Below are 20,177 nucleotides of genomic sequence, written 5' to 3' on the forward strand. Positions count from 1 at the left end.
CCCGCGTCGACGGCAGGCCATACGCCAGGGTGAACTGCCCGGCCCGGGTCAGCCGAGTCCGCGGTGCGCCGCCCACATCCCCGCGGCGCGCCCGGCGGCCTCGGAGACCAGGGCCGCCAGCTCGGGTTCGTCGGGAACCGGGAACGACACGTACGCGCCCCGCCCGCCGGCCACCGGCCGCCCGTAGGCCTTCACGGCGAGGTGACCGTCCGGGAGGAGCCTGACGTTGAGCGTGGTGAGCGTGAACTCCTCGCCGCGCCGGGTGTCGGTCCACCGGAGCGATTCGGGGATCGTCACGTTGATCGCCAGGGCGCTTACTTCCAGGTCGCTGTTCATCCGGCGATTCTTCCATCCCCGGCCGCGAGGGCCCCGGGGCGCCGCGTACCCTCGACGTCGCGAGGGGCGGACACGAGGGGCGGGCGATCCATGCCGGCATGCGAGGGCGTGCACGCCGAGGGGCACGGCGCACGCGCGCGGTGCCTGCCCGAGCCGTGGATGTGCCGCGTCTTCCACGTCGACGGCAGCCTGCGGGACATCAGGGCCCTCGATGTGACCCGTGCCGAGTGGATCGCGGTCCTGGAGCGGCTGCGCGCGGTCGCCGACGAGACGGAGGTGGAGCATCCGTACCCCCGTCTGGACCCGGTGCGGCCCGGCGTCGCCGAGCTCTTCCGGGCCTGGGCGGACGAGCCGGAGGGGGAGGGGACGTCGTTCGCGTTCCGGGTGCGCTTCGGTGCCGTGTGGTTCTTCGCGCTGCCCTTCGACGAGGAGGAGATCGAGTTCTCGCTCGTGCCCGACGACGTCGTCGACGCGGCGGGCGTGACCGCCGTGCTGCGCTTCCTGGCCGAGGTGGCCGGTGCCTCCGGGCGGCGGACGGTGCTCACCGCCGAGACCGTCCGCTACGACGCCGGCCTCCCGACGCTGCTCTCCCACGACCCGGCGGCCGGTCTCACCTCCTCTGTCTGAGCGGGCACGCGGAGCGCACCCTCCCGCCCGCCCGTCCGCCGCCCGAGGGCGCCCGGGCCGATGACCGCTCCGGGGAGGCCCCGTTCGTCGTCCGGCTCCGGGGGAGCCGGCGACCCCACGGTCGCCTCCCCGTCCGCCCCGGCGCCACGGCGAATCCCCCGGAGCCGGACCCGGCGGGCCCGGGGCGCCCGGCGGATCCGCCGGGCGCCCCGGGTACGGCGCGGTCGGTCAGGACCAGGAGGCCAGGACCAAGGCGCGTTCGGCGGCCTCCAGGTGGACCGCCGACGCCAGCCACGCGCGGGCGTACGCGTCGGAGGAGGCGTCGACCAGCCGGCCGAAGGAGTCCCGCGGTCTGCGGTCGGCTTCGGCGGCCAGGCCCTCGGCGAGCTCGGCGGCCCTGGTGAGGCCCGCCCGGCGCAGCGGCACCGCCGGCGCCGCCCGGTCGGCGCCCCGGGCCGCCTCGGCGACGGCCCGCCGCCCGCCCGCGACGCCGGTCTCCAGGAGCCGGCGGACGCGCCACAGCGGCGCGTCGGCCAGCGGATCCGGCCCACCGGGCACCGGTGCGGGCGCCGCCGCTCCCGCCGCGGGGCGGGGGAAGTGGTCGCCCTGGAGCCGGTCGTAGCCCAGGTCCGCGCGGCCGAGCCACTCCTCCGGCAGCCGCAGCGTGGCCGACGCGCCCGGCACCGGGGCCACCGCGAGCGGCCGGAGCGTCGCCGCCCGGTCGGGGTCGGGGCGGCCGAGGACCCGCAGGACGAGCCCGGGGTGCCCGCCGATCCGGCGTAGGTTGGCCGTGTGGGCGAGCTCCGGGTGCGGGTGGGCGACGCGCAGCCGCACCAGCGGACCGCCGTCGAGGACCCGGGCCACCAGGTGGTCCTCGGCCGCCCCCAGCAGCTCCACGTCACAGCCGAGCAGCTCCGGCCCCGTACCGCCGGCCGGCTCCGCGCCCGCGGCGAGCGCGGCCGCCACCGCCTCCCGTACCGGCCGGGCGAAGAGCGCCGCGACCGGCTCCTCCGACCAGGCCGCGCCGCGCACCGGCGTCGCGCGGACGCTCCGGCCCGCACCGAGCCGCCCGTCCGCCGAGACGGTCGCGCCCGCGATCAGCAGCCCGCCGCGCGCGAGGCCGGCGTGGTCGAGCACGGCCCCGCCGAGCGCGACCGACGCCGTCCCGGCGCCCTTGGCCCGGCCGATGCCGCCCGGCCGCACGTCGGACACGGTGTGGAACGCGCCCCCGGGGCCGAGGAGATGGGTGGTCACCCCGCCGTACCCGGTCGCGGAGAGCACCGGCTCGCGGCACAGTCCGAGCACCCGCAGGCTGCCGCCCTTCTCGTACGCGCGGCGGGCGCCACCGACGGCCTCCGGCCCCGCCACCCCGGACGCGAGCGCGAACGCGCCGGCGAGCAGTTCCCGGAACGCGGCCGTCAGATCGGACAACCGCTGTCCCCTGCCCTGCTCCCGCGCGTTCCGCAGTCCCCGTACGACCCTGAGCGCGGCGGCCTCCGCCCGCGGCAGCCCCGCGAGCCGCGCCGTGTGCGCGGCGCGCAGCAGCTCGGCCTGGACGACCGTCCCGCCCGCGGTGACCCCGGCGGCCAGCGCCTCGGACCCCGCCTGCCAGAGGGCCGCCCCCGCACGCGTCTGGGCGGGCGTGAGGGACGCCGTCATGACGTCCTCGACGGAACCGGAACCGGACGCGGTGGTGGAGTCGGGCGCGGTGGTGGAGTCCGGCACGGGGTCCACCGGCAGGGCGCCCACCTGCCCGGCGGCCGGTGACGCCGCCTCCGCCGAACCTTCGCCGGCCTCCGCCTCCACCACGGCCGACGCCTCCGCGTCCGCGATCGGGGCCGCGCCGAGCACGGCCGTGCGGTGCAGGCAGCGCGGTGCCAGGAGGCAGCTGCACACCGCCTGCCCGGCCTCGGTCACCGCACCCGAAGGCCCCGGCGCGAGCGTGACCAGGGTGTCCTCGCCGAACCGCACCTCCACGGTGCCGTCCGCCCCCTCCGTCGCCTTCCCGGCGCACTCGGCGACGGCGGCGTCGAGCTTCTTGCGGAGCCGCGCGGTCAGCGCCTCCACGGCCTCGGCGAGGACCTCGGGGGCGACGGGCGGCAGGGTTGCGGTGCTCAACGGGCTTCTCCACGGAGGCGGTCGCCGACCCAGCGGGCGAGGGCGAGCGGGCTGAGGGCGGCCACCGGCATCCCGGCGGCGACGAGCCGGCGCGCCACCGGCACCGAGTAGCGGGGCGCTCCCGCGTCGTCGAGGGCGGCGCAGCCGAGCAGGTGCGCCCCCGACGACGCCAGCGCGCGGACCTCCCCGAGGAGGCCCGACAACGGCGCGCCCTCCTCGAAGTCGCTGACCACGACGACGAGGGTGCGGCTGGGCACGGTGATGAGCGTGCGGGCGTGCGCGAGGCCCGCCGCGATGTGCGTGCCGCCGCCGACCCGCACCTCCAGGAGCAGCGACAGCGGATCCTCGACCCGGTCGGTCAGGTCCACCACCTGCGTGGAGAAGGCCAGGAAGTGCGTGGACAGCGTCGGTACGCCGCCGAGCACGGCGGCGGTCAGGGCCGACCACACGACGGACGCCTCCATCGAGCCGGACACGTCGACCACCAGGATCAGCCGCCAGTCCGCCTCCTTGCCCGCGCGCGTGCCGAACACCGGGCGCTCCGGGACCACCACGACCCGCCCGTCGTCCAGGCGCCGCGTGTGCGCCAGGTTCGCCCGCAGGGTGCGGGCGAGATCGAGGCGGCCTCCGGGCCGCCGGGTGGGCCGGGGCGAGGCGAGGCCGGACAGGGCGGGACGCACCCGGGTCGCCAGCTCCTTCGACAACTCGTCGACCAGCCGCTTCACCAGCGGCCGCAGCCGCGCGAGCTGGGCCTCGGGCATGCCCCCGGCCAGCGAGAGCACCGAGGAGAGCAGTTCCACCGAGGGGCGCGCGGACGCCGGGTCCAGCTGGGTCAGCACATCGTGCCGGCCCGCGTCGGCGGCGTCCGCGAGGACCTCCTCGCGGACGTCGGCCCCGAACAGCGCCTCCAGCTCCTCCGCCCACTCGCGGGCCGTCGGGAACGACGCCTCCTGCCCGCCGCCCTGCCCGGCCACGCCCCCGTCGAGCCCTTCCGAGCCTTCTCCGCGCCCGTGGCCGTACAGCTCGTCCAGCGCGTGCGCGTACCGGCGGGCCCGCCCGCCGAGCCTGTCCGTGTGCCGGCCGAGCAGCAGCCGCCACCGGTCGGCGGTCCCGATCCCGTGCTCCGGCACGGGCAGCGGCGCCCCGCCCGCCGGCGCGGGAGCCGGTCCCCCCTCGGGCGCCCGCACAGGGGCCGTTTCCGCCGCCGCCGGTACGGGCGCGGCTCCCGGCCCGGCCAGTGCCAGCGACTTCAGCGCGGCCGACCCGGCCGCGTCGGCCGCCGCCCACAGCGCGAGGAGCTCCGCCGGGGCGTCCAGGGAGAGGTCGAGACGGTCACCGAGCCGCTCGCCGACCGTGGTCAGCAGCCGCTCGCGGGCCGCCGGGGACAGCGCGTCGAAGCCGCCCCGCAGGGCCGGCAAACGGTCGAGGAACTCCTGGTCGGCCAGCGTGTCGACCCGGTCCAGGAGCGGGACGAGGGCGTCCGGGGACACCTGGAGCAGCGGCCCGGCGGCGGTGAGCAGCCCGGCCAGCCGCTTCGACAGCGCCCGCCGGGCCGCCGGCCCCGAGGCGCCGTCGATCCATCCCGCCGCCCGCTCCCCGAGCCCGGCGGCCGGGTCCAGGTCCAGCAGGACGCGCACCGCGAGCGCCGCGCCCTGCACGAGCGGCGAACCGTCCGCGGCGAGGTCGGCGAGCGCCCGGTCCATCCGCAGGCCCAGCTGCCGCGCCGCCGCCCGGTCCGCCAGCGCCACCAGGGCGGTGGCGTCCGCGGGCGCGTCGCTCCCGGCGAGGCCGGGCAGCGCGCGGACGGCGGCGTCGAGGAGCTCACCCGCCAGCGCCTCCGCGGCAGCACGCGTCTCCTCCGTGGTGCCGGGGTGATGGCCGCGCCGCAGACCCTCCAACAGGTCCAGGGCGCCGAGGAGTTCCGGCAGCCCCGCGCCCCCGGGCAGGACCTCGGCCGCCTCCCGCAGCCGCTCCCCGACCAGCTCGGGCAGGTCGCAGCGGGCGGCCGCGGCGAGCCCCGCGAGGACCTGCGCCGGCGTCGGCCCGCCGTCGGCCGCCGCGCGCCGCGCCGTCTCGGCCAGCGTGCCGGCGGCCGCCTGCGCGGCCGTCACCCCGCGCACCCCGGCCAGATCGAGCCGGGCGGGCACCGAAGGCGTCCACGCCAGACGCCACTTGGTGCCCAGGGCCGTGCCGTCCCCCGTCGAGGCCACGGCGACCGGCTCCCCGTACGAGGCGCCGATGACGAGCAGCCGCTGGAGCAGCACCTCACGGCGCCCGTCCAGCTTCGACCGCAGCGGATCGAGCCGCACCTCGCGCGGCTCCGGCTCGTCCGGACGCGGCAGCCGGAGCTCCGCCAACTCCTCCTCCACGGACGGGCCGAGCCCGGAGCGCGGCGCGTGCGGCGTGAGCCGCCCCCGCACCGTGCCCACGAACACCGCCTCCAGAGCACGGGCCAGCGCCCGCCCCCGGCCGAGCGGTTCGCCCTGCCCGAGCACCGTGGTGACGGCCTCCAGGACCTCCCCGCGTCCCGGTGCGGGCAGCCCCCGCAGCGAGGCCAGGTCGCAGGCGAGCCGCAGCGCCTCGGCGGCCTCGCCCGTCCCGGCCGTGTGACCCGCCCGGCGCAGCTCCCGGCACAGCCCCGTCAGCGCCGCGGCGGCCGCCTCCCGCAGCCGCTCCGGCACCCCGCCCGCCTCGAACACGGCCTGCTGCCACCGGGGGTCCCGGATCCCCGCCGGATAGCCCGACCGCGAGTCGAGCAGATCGAAGGAGTACGGAACGAACGAGGTGACCGTCGCCCCGCCCGCCGCGGCCCCGGGGCCGCCGTCCGGTGCGGCCGGGTCCCCGGCCCCCGCCACCAGGGCCGGGGCGTGGAAGGCGCCGATCACGGCCGCGACCCGCCGCCCGCCCGCGCCCGCCTCGGCGATCACCCGGCGCATCCGGGCCTCGCGGGCCAGGTCGGTCGCGGGCACCTCGGCGTCCGCGCGCAGCGCCCAGCCCACGCCGAGCGCGGCCCGGCGCACCGCCTCGGGCGCGCACCCGGGGGCCAGCACCTCGACGGCGCGGTCCCACAGGTCGTCGCCGTCCCGACCGGTGCCGGCGGCCGTCAGCGCGTCGGCGAACAGCCGCCGCCCGGCGCCGGCCGGCCCGGCGGACTCCCTCTCCGCCGACCAGCCCGGGTCCCCCAGGGGCAGGTCGCAGCAGACGACCTCGGCGCCCCGGGCCCGCGCCCAGCGCACCGCCGCCAGTTCGGGCGAGAAGTCGGCGAACGGGTAGAACGCCAGCCGTCCGCCCTCGCCCGTCCCGGCCAGCGCCACCGGCGCGACCGTCTCGGGGTCGGCGAGGTGCCCCAGCCACGGCTGGAAGTCGGCGGGCAGCTCCACGCAGACGACCTCGGCGTCCGCCGCGTCGAGGAGCGTGGGCACCACGGCGGCCAGCGCCGGGCTGTGGTGCCGCACACCGAGCAGGTACGGCGCGCGGGACGCGGCCAGCGCGTCGACGGCCGACCTCGGGTCGGTGACGGTCACTTCAGGCTCCCGCGCAGGTCCCAGAGGCGGCGCCACATGGCCGAACCGGTCTCCGCGCGGCGGCGCACCGGCCCGTCCCAGTAGCCGAGCAGCCGGGCGTGGTCCGCCGGGTCGTCCTTGCGGACCACGCCCAGGAGGTGCCCCGGCAGGAGGTCGAGGACGTCGCCGCCGGGCAGGTACGCCGCCGAGAGCCCGAGCGACGCCGCCACCTGCACCGCCTCGGCGGTCGACATCACCGTGCCGGGCCGCTCCACGTCCCAGCCCTCCGTCGACCGGCCCGAACGCAGATCGCGGAAGACCGTGACGAGCGCGTCCAGGACGGCGTCGTCGACCGAGAACTCCGCCCCCGCCCGCCGCACCGCCGCCACGGCCTGACGCCGGATCAGCGTCGCCTCCGCGTCCGCGTCCGCGATCGGGTCCACGGTCTCGAAGTTGAAGCGGCGCTTGAGCGCGGCCGACATCTCGGAGACGCCCCGGTCCCGGAGGTTGGCCGTCGCGATCACGGTGAAGCCGGGCGCGGCGCTCACCACGGCGTCCTCGGTCGCGGTCAGCTCGGGGACGGTGACGCGGCGGTCCGACAGCAGCGACACCAGGGCGTCCTGCACCTCGGGCAGACAGCGGGTGATCTCCTCGACCCGCACGACCCGGCCGGTGCGCATGGCGGACAGCACGGGGGAGTCGACCAGGGCCTGCGGGGTGGGGCCCTGGGCGAGCAGCAGGGCGTAGTTCCACCCGTACCGGAAGGCGTCCTCGGTGGTGCCGGCGGTGCCCTGGACGGTGAGGGCGCTGGTGCCGCAGACGGCCGCGGCGAGCAGCTCGGACAGCATCGACTTGGCCGTGCCCGGCTCGCCGGTCAGCAGCAGACCGCGCTCACCGGCCAGGGTCACGACGCAGCGCTCCACGAGCGCCCGCTCGCCGACGAACTTCGGCACGATCTCCAGCTTCGCCGGCAGCCCGTCGCGGCGCTCGGGCAGCGCGAGCGCGACGCCGGCGCTGCCGCAGACGAAGGTGACGACGGCCCGCGGGGTGAGCGCCCAGCCCGGCGGACGCGGACCCGGGTCCTGCGCGGCGAGGAAGGCGAGTTCGGCCGCGTACCGCTCCTCGGCGGGCCGGACCTGCCGGGCGGGGGCGGACTGTTCGGTGGTGACGGTCATGCGCGGTTCCTTCGGAAGATCGCTGGAGACGAGGGACGAACGGTGTACGGAGGAGGGGGCGGGCCCGGCCGGGAGGGGCCGCCCCGTCGAGGCGGCCCCGTCCGGCCGGGACGCGTTCCGGCGGGCCTGCCGGTTCCGGCGGGCCCGCCGGGCGAGTCCACCACAGCGGCCCCACCCGGGAGAGGACCGCCCCTGCGGGCCCGGGGGCCGGGCGCCGCCGGGCGGGGTCCCACCCCTGCGGGCCCGCCGGGGAGGAGCCCGCCCCCCCACGGGCCCGGCCGGTCGGAGACCGCCGGGGAGGGGCCCGCGCCTATGGGCCCGGCCGGCGGGGCCCTCCCGGCAGGGCACCGCCGGAAGGGGTCCCGCCGGGAGGGCACCGCCGCGGCGGTCCGGCACCCCCTCGGGCGGAGGAGGAGCCGGTCCGCCGGGCCGGGGTCAGCGCCGTCGGCGCGTGCGCTTCACCTTCAGCTCCTCGAAGCGCGGCAGGTCGCCGTCGACGACGCGCCGCCACGCCCGGGCGTACAGCTCGGCGACCGGCTCGGCGGGCAGGAGCGGCCCGAGGACGGGCCGGCCGCCCGCCGGCAGGCCGAGCAGCGACAGCTTCCACTGCTCGACGGGCAGCACCGGCGCCGACTGGTCCACCCAGGCGCCCGGCAGGAACAGGGAGCGGCCCGCGCGGGCCCGGACCGCCGACACCACCAGGTCGGTGGCGGCGAGTTCGGCCCGTGCCGCCTTCAGCCGCGCCGGCTTCCACCCCGTCCACCGGGCCGTGTTCCGGTCCGTCGGATCGGGCAGGGCCAGCAGCATCAGATACAGCGCCGCCGCGTCGGCCCCCAGGCCGTGCGCCTCCGCCGCCTCCGCCACCAGTTCGGGCACCGAGCGCGTCGGGTCGTGCGGCCACCACGTGCCGTCCCCGTCCGCCGTGCCCGCCGCGGGTGCGCCCGGATCGGCAAGGAGCCGGGCGAACGCCGGGTCGTGGCAGCGGCGCAGCGCCGCCTCGACCGGCGTGGGCCGCTGGTCCTCCCCGCGCAGCGCCACCAGATACGGGTCGGAGCCGGTGGAGTCGAGCAGCGCGGGACGCAGCGCGGGCAGCGGCTGCCCGTCGTGCGTGGCCATCAGCACCGCCCCGTACCGCTCGTGGTCCGGCGCGGTCTCCGTCGGCGTGCCCGCCACCCGCCGGAACTCCGCCAGGCTGGTGTAGTGCCCGACGGCGATGAGCAGTTCCGGCGCCGCCAGCCGCTGTCGTACGGCCGTCAGCGCGCCCGGCAGCGCCGCCCGCAGCGGATCGCCCGCCGGCAGCCGGTAGGCCAGCCACGTCATGAGGCCGACCGCACCCGTCAGCACGGCGTTCGTGAACGGCGCCTCGGCGGGCGCCGCCGGCTCCGGCCGGTCCTTCTGGATCCGCCACGCCACGTCCGTGCCCAGCTCGGGGGAGCCGGCCGGATCGAGGAGCGCGGGCAGCGCCCGGGCCACCGGCCAGCCGGCCCGCACCGCCCGCGCCGCCTCGGTCGTCAGCCAGTCGGGCACCGGCACCCGGCGACCGACCCGTGCGTTCCACACCTCGGCCGCGGCCGCCACGTCGGGGCCCTCGGTCCACAGCAGGGCCGGGTCCTCGGGCAGCAGCGCCGCCACGACCTCCTGGCGCACCTCGACCGGCAGGCCCCGCAGCTCGTCCCGGGCGTGCCCGGCCTCGGCGACCTTCAGGCCCAGGGTCGTGCGCAGCTCCAGGGGCAGGAAGTTGTTCTCGTGGCTGTCGATCCCGGGCATGCCGGCCAGCACGAGCCCGGAGAGCGCCCGGGAGGCCCCGGTGAGCCGGCCGAACTCCTCGGCCGCCGCCGGCAGGAACGGAGCCGCGCCGCGCGCCCCCGCCTCCTTCAGGAACGCGGCCGCCCAGCCCGCTCCGCGCGCCGGGTCGCCGACCGGCAGGCTGCCGCGCACCGTGTACGGCCCGGGCACCTCGAACCGTCCGCTCGGGTCGTACAGCAGGGCGCCGAACTCCCGGCCGTCCGCGACGCCGTCGTTGTGCTCGGTGAACCCGAGGACCGCCCCGCCGCCGAGCGGGAGCACGCTGCGGTGCGCGTGGTTCCGGCTCTGACCGTGCGCGTCGGCCAGGTGCGCCTGCCCCAGGTGGAGCAGGACGCGCCGCCAGCGGTCGGCGGACCCGGCGGCCGACAGGACGCCGAGGGCGTCGGCCGTGGACAGCAGGCCGAGCAGGGCGCCCCGGTGCTCCTCCTCCGCGCCGGGCGCGACGGCCCGGTAGGCGATCGCCGCCGGCCGGTCGAGGAGCTGCGTGAACGGCAGCCCGGACCAGGGGAGCGACGGCAGGCCGAAGTGGATCCGCCCGGGGACGGCCTCCGCCTCCGTGTCGGCGCACGCCGCCGCCAGCTGCTCCAGGTAGCGGTGGGTGACGTCCGACTCGGCGCCCCACCGGTAGTAGCCGGAGCCCGCCACGCCGTTGAGCGCCTGGGCGAGGACCCGGTCGGACGGGCCCGCGACCCGCTCCACGACGGGCTCGGCCGTCGGGTGGAGGCGGGCGGCGACCGCGTCGAGCGACCGCTGCTGCCGGGCGGCGAAGAGCACCGCCTTCACCACGCCGGCGACGAGCTCGGGCGCGGTCACCCCGGGGAACGAGCCGCCCACGAGGGCCGCCACGTCCTGCACGGTCTCCGCGTCGACGGCGGCCTTCAGGAGGGTGCCGGCCGTCTCCGCGTCGGCGGCCCGCAGCGCCGCCGACCCCTGCGGGTCACGGGGGCGGAGCGCGTACAGGAACGGCAGCGGCGGCAGCACCGACGCCGCCGTCCGGAACAGCTCGGTCCGGCCGCTCTCGGCCGTCGCCGTGACGACGCCGTCCGGATCCGTCAGCGAGAGGGTCCGCCACTCGCGGCTGAGCGCGCGCGGCCGGTCGTCGCCGGGGAAGAGCAGCGCCGCGACGGGCAGCGCGGCCCCCTCCGGAAGGACCACCTCGCGCCCGGCGGTGTCCTCCGCCCGCCAGCCGTTCCCCGGCAGCCGCACCACGCGCCAGCCGAGCAGGCCGTCGACCGGCTCGCCGACGGCGGAGCCCTCCACCGTCGGGGCGGGCCGCAGCCACGAGGAGAACGCCCCGAGCCTGGCGTCCGGGCCGTGCCCGCGCAGCGCGTCGGCGAGGAAGCCGGGCTGCGAGCGCCGCCCGTACGCGCCCTCGGCGGGGTCGTACTCGACCCAGCCGCTCTCGTCCCCGCCGTTGCGGTTCTCGAAGACCCAGTACGAGGTGCCGTCGGAGATCACCGGGGCCTCCGCCGGGAGCCGGGTGTCCCCGGCGTGCAGCACGCCGCGGCCGGTGGTGCGCCCGCCGCCGGGCAGCGCCAGGCTGACCTCGGAGGAGCGCAGCGACCACGGGTTGACGTTGTCGTCGAGCGTGATCAGCCGGTCCGGCGCCGTGTGCCAGTACCCCCGCGCCGGATCGCCGCCGTAACCGCTCCAGAAGACGAACAGGGCGCCGTCCACGTAGTGGAAGCCGCGGTTGCGGACGTGGGTCCCCGCGGAGGACGGGATCCGCAGGTCATGGGTGAGGAGAGTGGAGTCGGCGTCGATGACCCGGACCTGCGAGGCGTTCGACACGATCAGGTGGGGCCAGGCCTCGACCACGGTCAGCTGCTCCGGATCCGACGCCAGCTCCGCGACCGTGCGCTCCCACTCCGGCCAGTGGAACTCCTCCCACACGCCGCCGCGCAGGCTGCGCGCCAGCGTCTCGCCGAGATCGGCGCCCGCCGCGGCGGCCACCTCGTCCGGCGCGAGCGCCAGGGCCTCCGAGGGCAGCCACGACAGGGTGGACAGGGCGTTCGGCAGGGCGGGCAGTCCGGCCGCCACCGACTTCCGGGCGACCTCGGCGGTCCAGCGGGCGAGCAGCACGCGCCCACCGGCCGACGCGGCGAGGCGGCGCATCACGTCCGCGTCGTGCCCGCCGCCGCGGAAACCGTCCGCACCCCGGTCGAAGGCCCGGTGGAAACGTGGATCGGCGGCGAGCGCGGCCAGGTCCCGGGGCCGCTCCGACTGGTGCCAGTCCATCAGGTCCAGCGCCGCGTTCTGCCGGCGGCCTTCCTGGTCCGGCGCGGTCACCGGCACGTCGAGGGCCAGCAGCAGATCCAGCAGATTGACGTCCTCCACCCCGATCCGCAGCGCACGCCGCCCCTCGGGACGGGCCGCCAGATCGGCGCGCAGCCGGTCCGCCGCCCGCTCCACCAGATCGAGCAGCGCCGTCGGCGTGAGCCGCCGTCCCCAGCCGCGGTGCCGGGCGGCGTGGTAACGCTCCAGCCATCCGGCCGTGCCGTCGGCACACCGCTCCTCCTCGGGCAGCCCGCCGTCGACGAGCCCCGCGTCGGCGCCGGACTCCGCGAGGATGTCCAGCCACAGCTCGCTCAGCTCCCCGTCGTCCGACGACGGCGTCAGCGTGAGCAGCGTGCCCCGGACCGCCGGCACGCGCCGCGCCAGCGCCACCAGCGTGGCGCGGTGCGCCTTCCACCAGCCGGCCGCCGCCCGCAGGGTCGCCGGCAGCGGCAGCAGTTCGGCGACGAAGTCCTGCTCCGCCTCACCGCCGGACAGGCCCGCGGCCCGGGCGAGCCGTCGCAGCTCCGTGGTGGCCTGCGCGGACGGCGCGAGCCCTCCCGCCGTACGGCGCACGCACAGCCGGTGGAAACGCTCGTACGCCTCCTCCGGCGCGAGCCGCGCCGACAGCTCCTTGCCGTACCCCGACAGCACCTTCACCGGCAGCGCGCTGGCGAGGGCGAACTCCAGGAACACCGCGTCGAGCCGGTCCTCGTCGACCGGAAGCCCGTGCTGCGCCTCGCTGGTGCGGGCGCGGCCGAACAGCTGCCCCGCGTAGGTGGTGTTCTCCACCGCGAGGAAGACGCGCGCGGCCTGCTCGTAGAACACGGGCAGGAAGTGGGGCACGGAGGAGGCGAGCCGTCCGGCCAGTTCCAGGCAGGCGTCCAGCGCCGCCTTCGGCTTGGACTTCGCCTGCCGCGCCAGCCGGTCCAGCTCCGGCACGACGGCCAGCGCGTGGTGTCCGTCCTCCGGGTGGTGCACGAGCACCCACTCGGGGAACCCGAGCTCCTGACGCCGGCCCAGACCCACCACGACCGGTTCGCCGGCGGGTTCGAGCCCGAGAAAGCCCGCGGCCAGGTCCTCGGCGGCGCCGAGTTCGGCGGCGGTCAGCCGCACCACGACCCGGTCCTCGCCGAGCACCGGGTGGCGGTAGGTCCGGGCCGTCAGCTCCACGGCGGACGGTCCGGCCCCCTCGGTGCCGGCCGGGAGCACGGCCCCGGCGTTCAGCAGCTCCCTGTCGTTCGTCGCGGTCGTGCCCGTCACGCCTTCCCACCCTCTTCGATCGTGCGGCCGGCGTAGAGCGCGGCGGCCATGCGCATCCCCTCGGACCAGGCGACCGGTCCGACCCCGTCGAGCCGCACCGCGCGGCCGTCCTCGTCGTGCCAGCTGAGCGCGCCGGTCTCCGACTCCCCGTCCCAGTACGGCTCGCCGATCCACACCGACGCCTCCGTCGTCCGCCCGGCGTCGCGGACCTTGCAGGTGGCGTACCCGCCGGACACCCGGTAACCGAGCCCGGTGGCCCGCGCGGCGAGCCCGAAACGGGAGGCGAACTTCCCGCCCGCGTACTCCCGCACCTCCGTCGCGTTCGCCGCGTGCGCCTCCGTGCGCGTCCAGGTGGCGCGGTGGATCTGCTCCACGCGCTGCGTGATGCCCAGCTCGGCCGCGAACTCCCGGACGTCCTCCAGGTCGGGCAGCAGCACCGGGTGCGGCAGGGTCACCGTGCGCGGCGCCAGCCGCACCGTCTCGCCGTCGAGGTCGACGACCTTCAGCCCGCCGTCCTCCGACACGTCCCGCAGGAAACCGACCTCGTCGGGATCGTCCCCCACCACGGCCATGTCCCGCAGCGCGGACCGCCAGGCCTCGTCCGGCCACACCCGGGCGATCAGCGCCGTCGGCACCGGCAGCGAGGACACCATCCACGCGTCCACCTGCGCCACGCACGCCTCCGCGTGCCGGTCCAGCCACTCGGAGAGCCGCCGCAGCCGGTCCACCCCCGGATCGTCCCGCAGCGCCTTGGGGACGGTCTTCAACTCCCGCCCCCCGGACCGGCGGGCGACCACCCGCCCGCCCTCGCCGAGGGTCACCTCGTACCCTCCACCCGCTTCCAGCCACGCCATCAGCCGCGCCCCTCCACCCGTACGTCACTCGTCCACGCAGCCGGAACCAGAGGCGGAAGCGCCCCTGAACTGCGGTGTGAGCACGACACTATGCGGCCCCACTGACAACGCCTCCGCCCGCCCGGCCCGTGGAGCGCCGTGCGGGGCGGGCCCGCGGGGCGAGGAAGGGCGGGCGGAGACAGGAGCCGGACGGACGGGGGAAGCCGAAGGGACGGTCTCGCCGACCCGGACGTGTTGCGCCGCGCCGTGGCCCCCGCCCGTCCGCGCCGTGGCCTCCGCCCGTCCGCTGCCGCGCCGCGGCCCGGAGCGGTCGCTTGCCGTCCGACGGGGGCGCCATGTCTCAGGAAGAACGCGACGCGCGGCTGGGGCTCACGGGCTTGACCGGGCCGGAACGGGAGGCCCGCATAAGCCGGTTGAGGGAGGAGCTCGACCGGAAGACGGCCGCGGCGAGGGCCGCCCTGCGCGCCCGGCGGGCGGCCGGCGGGAGCTCCTCTCCCCGGCCCGAGGCGTGACACCGGTCGACGAGGACATCGCCGTCCCGCCCGCATCCCGCGGCGTTCCGACTGCTCAGGGGCGCGGCCCGGCGCCGTGCAGCAGGGTGTCGATGACGCGTGCGGCGAGGGTGTCGGGGTCGGCGCCTTCCGCGTTGCCGTGCAGCGACTCGCCGATGAGCGCGTAGTAGACCCGCCGCACCCAGTCGAGGTCCGCCGCTTCGTCGATGAGCCCGTCGTCCTGTGCGCGGCGCAGAACGGCGACGCAGCGGCGGCCGATGTCCTGCTGGAGGGCGAAGGCCTCGCTGTCGGGGTCGTCCGACAGGCCGAGCGCGAAGGTCCAGGCGCCCTTGACCTGAAGGACGTTGGCCGTGATCCGGTGCATCGCCACGAGCGGCGGCGCCGTGTCCGGCCTGCCGTCGTCCACGGCCTGGGCGAGCTGGCGAGCGGCCGACGTCGCCAGCGCCTCGATCAGCGCCTGACGGTTGGCGAAGCGCCGGTGGATGGTCGTCCGGGCCACCCCCGCCGCCGCGATCTGTTCCATCGACGCCCCGGGGTCCTCGGCGAGCACCCGCTCCGCCGCCTCCAGGATCGCGCGGACGCTGCGCTCCGGTGCGTCCGCATCGCCGTGATCCTCGACCGACGGAGGAACCCATGCCCAGCACCGCCCTCATCACCGGAGCGTCGTCCGGCCTCGGCGCGGAGTTCGCCGAGCAGCTCGCCGCCCGCGGCCACGACGTGGTCCTGGTGGCCCGCTCCGCCGACCGCCTCGCCGCGCTCGCCGACCGCCTGACCGCCCGGCACGGCGTCCGCGCCCACGTCCTGGTCCAGGACCTCGCCGTACCGGACGCCGCCCGCCGCGTCGCCGGCGAGCTGGCCGCCCGCGACCTCACCGTCGACCTGCTGGTCAACAACGCGGGCTTCGGCACCTGCGGCCGCTTCGAGGAGATTCCCGCCGCCCGCGACCACGACCAGCTGATGGTCAACGTCGTCGCGCTCGTCGACCTCACCCACGAACTGCTGCCCGGCATGCTGGAGCGCGGCCACGGCTCGGTCGTGAACGTCGCGTCCAACGCCGGCTTCCAGCCCTCCTCGTACTTCGCCGTCTACGCGGCCTCCAAGTCCTTCGTCCTGAACTTCGGCCTCGCTCTGCGCCAGGAGTACCGGCGCCGCGGCATCCGCGTCCTCACCCTCTGCCCCGGCCCGGTCGAGACCGCCTTCTTCGAGGCCATCGGCACCCGCGAGGCCGCCGTCACCGGCTCCATGACCACCCCGCAACCCGTCGTCCGCGCCGCGCTGCGTGCCCTGGACCGCGACCGCGGCTACGTCGCCCCCGGCTTCTCCAACGCCCTGACCGCCCACCTGACCCCGCGCCGCCCCCGCACTCTGGTCGTCGCCATCGCCGAACGCGTCACCCGCAAGGTCCTGACCCCCGGACCTTCCGCGGCCGCCGACCGGTCGCAGCCCACGGGCCGACCGCGGGCCGCCGCCACGAGCGAGGGAAAATGACGAATCCCAACAGTGGCGAACAACAAGATGCGACAGGATCCTTGACCGGGCGTCAGCGGCTTCCTACGCTCACCCCGCATGGGAGCGTTCCCATGTCATCCCCCGCCCGCACGATCGGCACGACCGAAGCGTCCCTCCCGTCCCACGGGCCGGCACCCTCACGCACCCCCACGCCACGGAGGCCACGATGCGCGCCCCAACGCCCGCCCCCGCCCCCACCGCCACCCCCGACCCCGCCCCGCCACCCCTCCGTGCGCGGAAGCGGTCGGCGCGCAGGGTGCTGACGAGCGGCGTCACCGCCGCCGCGCTCGCCGTCTCCGGGCTCGTCACGCTCCCGCAGACCGCCCACGCCGCCACCACCCGCCAGGTGGAACGCCTCGACCGAGGGCTGACCAGCACCCACACCGCGAGCGGGAACCTGGTCTCGTGGCGCTGGCTCGCCACCGACCCGGCCGACGTGGCGTTCCACGTCTACCGGGGCACCACGAGACTCACCCCCACCCCCCTCGCCACCTCGACCAACTACTTCGACGCCGGCGCCGCGGACTCCGCCGACTACACGGTGCGGGCCGTGATCGACGGCGCCGAACAGCCCGCTTCCGAAGGGGCGTTGAAGTTCCGCTCCGGATACCTGGACGTGCCGATCTCGGCGCCCGCCGGCGGCACGACACCGGACGGCGTGGCGTACGCGTACGAGGCCAACGACGCGAGCACCGGCGACCTCGACGGCGACGGCCGGCTCGACCTGGTCCTGAAATGGCAGCCGACGAACGCCAAGGACAACTCCCAGTCGGGCTACACCGGCAACACCGTCATCGACGGCATCAGGCTCGACGGCACCCGGCTCTGGCGGATCGACCTGGGCCGCAACATCCGCTCCGGCGCGCACTACACGCAGTTCCAGGTGTACGACTACGACGGCGACGGCCGGGCCGAGGTCGCCATGAAGACCGCCGACGGCACCCGCGACGGCACGGCCACGGTGCTCGGCGACGCGGCGGCCGACCACCGGAACGCGAGCGGTTACGTCCTCTCCGGCCCCGAGTTCCTGACCATGTTCGACGGCCGGACCGGGAAGGCGATGGGGACGGTGGACTACGTCCCCGCCCGCGGCACAGTCTCGTCCTGGGGCGACTCCTACGGCAACCGCGTCGACCGCTTCCTCGCCGGCACCGCCTACCTGGACGGCGCCCGCCCGTCCCTGATCATGGCCCGCGGCTACTACACCCGTACCGTCGTCGCCGCCTGGGACTGGCGGAACGGCCGGTTCACCCGCCGCTGGACCTTCGACACCAACTCCTCCACCAACACCGGCAAGGGCTACGACGGCCAGGGCAACCACAGCCTGTCGGTCGCGGACGTCGACGCCGACGGCAAGGACGAGATCGTCTACGGCGCGATGACCGTCGACGACAACGGCGCCGGACTCTGGACGACCCGGCTCGGCCACGGCGACGCGGGCCACGTCGGCGACCTCGACCCGTCCCGGCCGGGCCTGGAGTACTTCAAGGTCTCCGAGGACAAGAGCAAGCCCGGCTCCTGGTTCGCCGACGCGCGCACGGGCCAGGTCCTGTGGCAGACGGCCTCGGGAGCCGACAACGGCCGGGGCGTGGCCGGTGACATCCACGCCGGCAGCCCCGGTGCCGAGGCCTGGTCGGCCTCCGACACCACCCTGCGCTCCGCGACCGGCGCCTCCCTCGGCCGGGAGCCCTCCAGCGTCAACTTCCTGTCCTGGTGGGACGGCGACACCGTCCGCGAACTCCTCGACGGCACCCGCGTCGACAAGTACGGCACCGCCGGCGACACCCGCCTCCTCACCGGCTCCGGCGTCTCCTCCAACAACACCACCAAGGCCACCCCCGCCCTCTCGGGCGACATCCTCGGCGACTGGCGCGAAGAGGTCGTCTGGCGCACCTCGGACAACACCGCCCTGCGCATCTACGCGACACCCCACCCGACCGGCAGCAGGATCACCACCCTGCTCCACGACACCCAGTACCGCACCGCACTCGCCTGGCAGAACACCGCCTACAACCAGCCCCCGCACCCTTCCTTCTTCATCGGCTCCGGCATGCCCACCCCGCCCCGCCCCGCCGTCCACACCCCCTGACCACGAGCGGCGGCCACGAACGGCCGTGGACGACCACGGCGGTCCGGCGCACCGAGGCGCGCCGGACCGCCCGCGTCACCGCCCACGACCCCCTTCCGTTCGCGCACCCGGACTCCCGTGGCGCCTCGCCCCGGAGGAGGTGGTCGACGGCATCCGGACGGCTACCCGGGACTGCCGGGGCGCGGTCCCCTGCCGGGGCGCGGTCCCCCGAACACCGCGTCGAGGACGAGTTCCAGGAGGCGGGGGGGCTCCGGCCCCGCGCGTTCCCCGCCGGTCGTGGACAGGGCGATGCCGACGACGAGGTGGACGAGGTCGTCGACGGTCACGTCGGCGCGAGCCGTTCCGTCTCGCCGGGCCCGGTCGAGCAGCCCGCTCGCCGCGTCGACGATGCGCCGCCGGCAGTCCGGGTCACCGGCCGCGGAGGCCGTCTCCACCAGCAGGGCGCCGCCCATGCCCTGGTTCGCCCGCGCGTGGTCGAGGAAGTCGTGGAGCCACCGCCGGAGGGCGTCGTCGGCGTCCCGCGCATCGAGCAGGTGCTCCGCGCGTGCGCACAAGGTCTCGATCCGGTCCCTGAGAACGGCGGTCAACAGGTCGGTGCGGTCCGGGAAGTGGCGGTACAAGGTCCCCGGCCCCACCCCCGCCCGCCGGGCGATCTCGTTGAGGGACGCACCGGGCCCCGCCTCCGCGAACACTTCTCGCGCGGCCGCGACCAGGCGCTCCCGGTTCAGGCGGGCGTCCAGGCGCCGCGGGGGGACGGCGGGGGCGGCGCCGGAGCCGTACTCGGTCGTCATGCGTCGCCTCCTGCCGTCCCTTCCGCGTCTCCCGCCCCTCCTGCGCCACGGCCAGGTGTGGTCAACCGGAGAGGTTCTCCGTATCGTAGCGTCCCAGCCAAGCGGAGAACCTCTCCGCTTCACGGTTCAAGGAGTACGGATGACACCGCCCACGCCGACCGGCCTCGGCCGCGTCGGAATCTGGACCTTCGCCTACGACGCCCAGCCCGCCGGACGCGTACGGGAATCCGCCGCCGAACTCGAGGAGCTGGGGTACGGGGCGATCTGGTACGGAGAGGCGTTCGGCCGCGACACCTTCGGCCAGGCCTGGTTACTGCTGTCGGCGACCCGCCGCATCCCCGTGGCCTCCGGCATCGCCAACATCGCCTTCCGGGAGCCGCTGGCCACCGCCAACGCGGAACGCACCCTCGGCGAGGCCTTCCCCGGCCGCTACGTACTCGGTCTGGGCGGCCACCGGGTGGACGACACCGTCCACGAGGTGGACGGATATCCCGTGCCGGCCCGCGGCCGGGCCCTGTCCACGATGCGCGCCTACCTCCGGGCCATGGACGCCGCTCCCGCCCACGGCCCCGTCCCCGCCCCCGCGCCACGCCGTCTGCTCGCGGCCCTCGGCCCGAAGATGCTCGGACTGGCCGCCGCGACGGCCTGGGGCGCCCACACCTACTTCGTGCCGCCCGAGCACACCGGACAGGCCCGGGAGATCATGGGACCGGACGCGTTCCTCGGCGTCGAGCAGGCCGTCGTCCTGGACACCGACCTCGTCCGGGCGCGGGAGACGGCGCGGGCGCACGTCGCCGCGTACGTCGCGGCCGCCCCGCACCAGCAGGCCAACGTCCGGAGGCTGGGCTTCGGGGACGCCGACCTCGCCGGCGGCCCGAGCCGCCGCCTGGTCGACGCCATCGTCGCGTACGGGGACGCGGAGACCGTCCGCCGCCGCGTCCGGCACCACTTCGACGCGGGCGCGGACCACGTCTGCCTCCAGGTCCTGACCCCCGACCCGACCGCCCTCCCGCAACGCGAGTGGCGCGAACTCGCTTCCGCCCTCGCGCCCCTCTGACCCGCGTACGACACCCGACTCCCGCCCACGTCCGCTGTCGGGACCGGACGCCGTGGCAGGGCGCGGGGGCGAGGTCTGGTGGGTCGTGCACGACGCCCGGCAGCGGGGCGGCCCTCGCCCGCCGGGAGGCGGGGACGGCGGGCCACGGCGCCTTCCACCTCATCGACGTACGAACGGGCACGGTCCGGGGCTAGGGTCTGTTGTGAAAGTGCTGGTCACAGCCACTCGTTGATGGCTGCGACCAGCACGGTCGCTTCGTAGCG

12 protein-coding genes are annotated in these 20,177 nt (G+C 76.9%); 4 read left to right on the forward strand and 8 right to left on the reverse strand.

The window, feature by feature from the left end:
- Positions 1 to 48 precede the first annotated feature (48 nt).
- Positions 49 to 336, reverse strand: coding sequence for a hypothetical protein (locus tag IE245_RS31985; RefSeq protein WP_189954063.1), 288 nt, complete (start codon positions 334 to 336; stop codon positions 49 to 51).
- Positions 337 to 426: 90 nt separating this feature from the next.
- Between IE245_RS31985 and IE245_RS31990 the strand changes: the two genes are divergently transcribed.
- On the forward strand, positions 427 to 963 hold the full coding sequence (locus IE245_RS31990) for a hypothetical protein (RefSeq protein WP_189954065.1): 537 nt from the start codon (positions 427 to 429) through the stop codon (positions 961 to 963).
- Positions 964 to 1,191: 228 nt separating this feature from the next.
- On the opposite strand, the gene IE245_RS31995 is transcribed toward IE245_RS31990, so the two are convergent.
- The 6 genes from IE245_RS31995 to IE245_RS32020 all read right to left on the reverse strand — a co-directional run bounded on the left by IE245_RS31995 (position 1,192) and on the right by IE245_RS32020 (position 14,991).
- Positions 1,192 to 3,081 (reverse strand): hypothetical protein, encoded by a 1,890-nt coding sequence (locus IE245_RS31995; protein ID WP_189954067.1) that lies wholly within the window; start codon positions 3,079 to 3,081, stop codon positions 1,192 to 1,194.
- Positions 3,078 to 6,605 (reverse strand): DUF5682 family protein, encoded by a 3,528-nt coding sequence (locus IE245_RS32000; protein ID WP_189954069.1) that lies wholly within the window; start codon positions 6,603 to 6,605, stop codon positions 3,078 to 3,080. Before IE245_RS32000 ends, IE245_RS31995 begins: the two co-directional genes overlap by 4 nt.
- Positions 6,602 to 7,759 carry an ATP-binding protein gene (locus IE245_RS32005; protein ID WP_189954071.1) on the reverse strand — a complete coding sequence of 386 codons (1,158 nt, stop codon included), beginning with the start codon at positions 7,757 to 7,759 and terminating at the stop codon, positions 6,602 to 6,604. The genes IE245_RS32000 and IE245_RS32005 overlap by 4 nt, the downstream gene beginning before the upstream one ends.
- Before the next feature lie 435 nt (positions 7,760 to 8,194).
- Positions 8,195 to 13,102: a DNA-binding protein gene (locus IE245_RS32010; RefSeq protein WP_189954073.1), complete on the reverse strand. Its 4,908-nt coding sequence runs from the start codon at positions 13,100 to 13,102 to the stop codon at positions 8,195 to 8,197.
- Positions 13,099 to 13,956 (reverse strand): DUF4132 domain-containing protein, encoded by an 858-nt coding sequence (locus IE245_RS32015; RefSeq protein ID WP_189954075.1) that lies wholly within the window; start codon positions 13,954 to 13,956, stop codon positions 13,099 to 13,101. The genes IE245_RS32010 and IE245_RS32015 overlap by 4 nt, the downstream gene beginning before the upstream one ends.
- Positions 13,957 to 14,523: 567 nt before the next feature.
- Positions 14,524 to 14,991, reverse strand: coding sequence for a TetR/AcrR family transcriptional regulator (locus tag IE245_RS32020; RefSeq protein WP_229851771.1), 468 nt, complete (start codon positions 14,989 to 14,991; stop codon positions 14,524 to 14,526).
- Between the two features lie 110 nt (positions 14,992 to 15,101).
- Here IE245_RS32020 and IE245_RS32025 point away from each other — a divergent pair, with 110 nt between their 5' ends.
- Positions 15,102 to 15,956 carry an SDR family NAD(P)-dependent oxidoreductase gene (locus IE245_RS32025; protein WP_229851773.1) on the forward strand — a complete coding sequence of 285 codons (855 nt, stop codon included), beginning with the start codon at positions 15,102 to 15,104 and terminating at the stop codon, positions 15,954 to 15,956.
- Positions 15,957 to 16,143: 187 nt separating this feature from the next.
- Complete coding sequence (locus IE245_RS32030; RefSeq protein ID WP_189954077.1) at positions 16,144 to 18,066, forward strand: rhamnogalacturonan lyase; 1,923 nt, start codon at positions 16,144 to 16,146, stop codon at positions 18,064 to 18,066.
- A 161-nt stretch (positions 18,067 to 18,227) separates the two neighbouring features.
- Here IE245_RS32030 and IE245_RS32035 read toward each other — a convergent pair whose 3' ends face one another.
- Positions 18,228 to 18,857, reverse strand: a complete 630-nt coding sequence (locus tag IE245_RS32035) for a TetR/AcrR family transcriptional regulator (RefSeq protein WP_189954079.1) — start codon at positions 18,855 to 18,857, stop codon at positions 18,228 to 18,230.
- Between the two features lie 139 nt (positions 18,858 to 18,996).
- Between IE245_RS32035 and IE245_RS32040 the strand changes: the two genes are divergently transcribed.
- Positions 18,997 to 19,914: a TIGR03620 family F420-dependent LLM class oxidoreductase gene (locus IE245_RS32040; RefSeq protein WP_189954081.1), complete on the forward strand. Its 918-nt coding sequence runs from the start codon at positions 18,997 to 18,999 to the stop codon at positions 19,912 to 19,914.
- Positions 19,915 to 20,177 lie beyond the last annotated feature (263 nt).

Source organism: Streptomyces roseolus (assembly GCF_014649855.1).
In the GTDB taxonomy this organism is placed as follows: Bacteria; Actinomycetota; Actinomycetes; order Streptomycetales; family Streptomycetaceae; genus Streptomyces; species Streptomyces roseolus.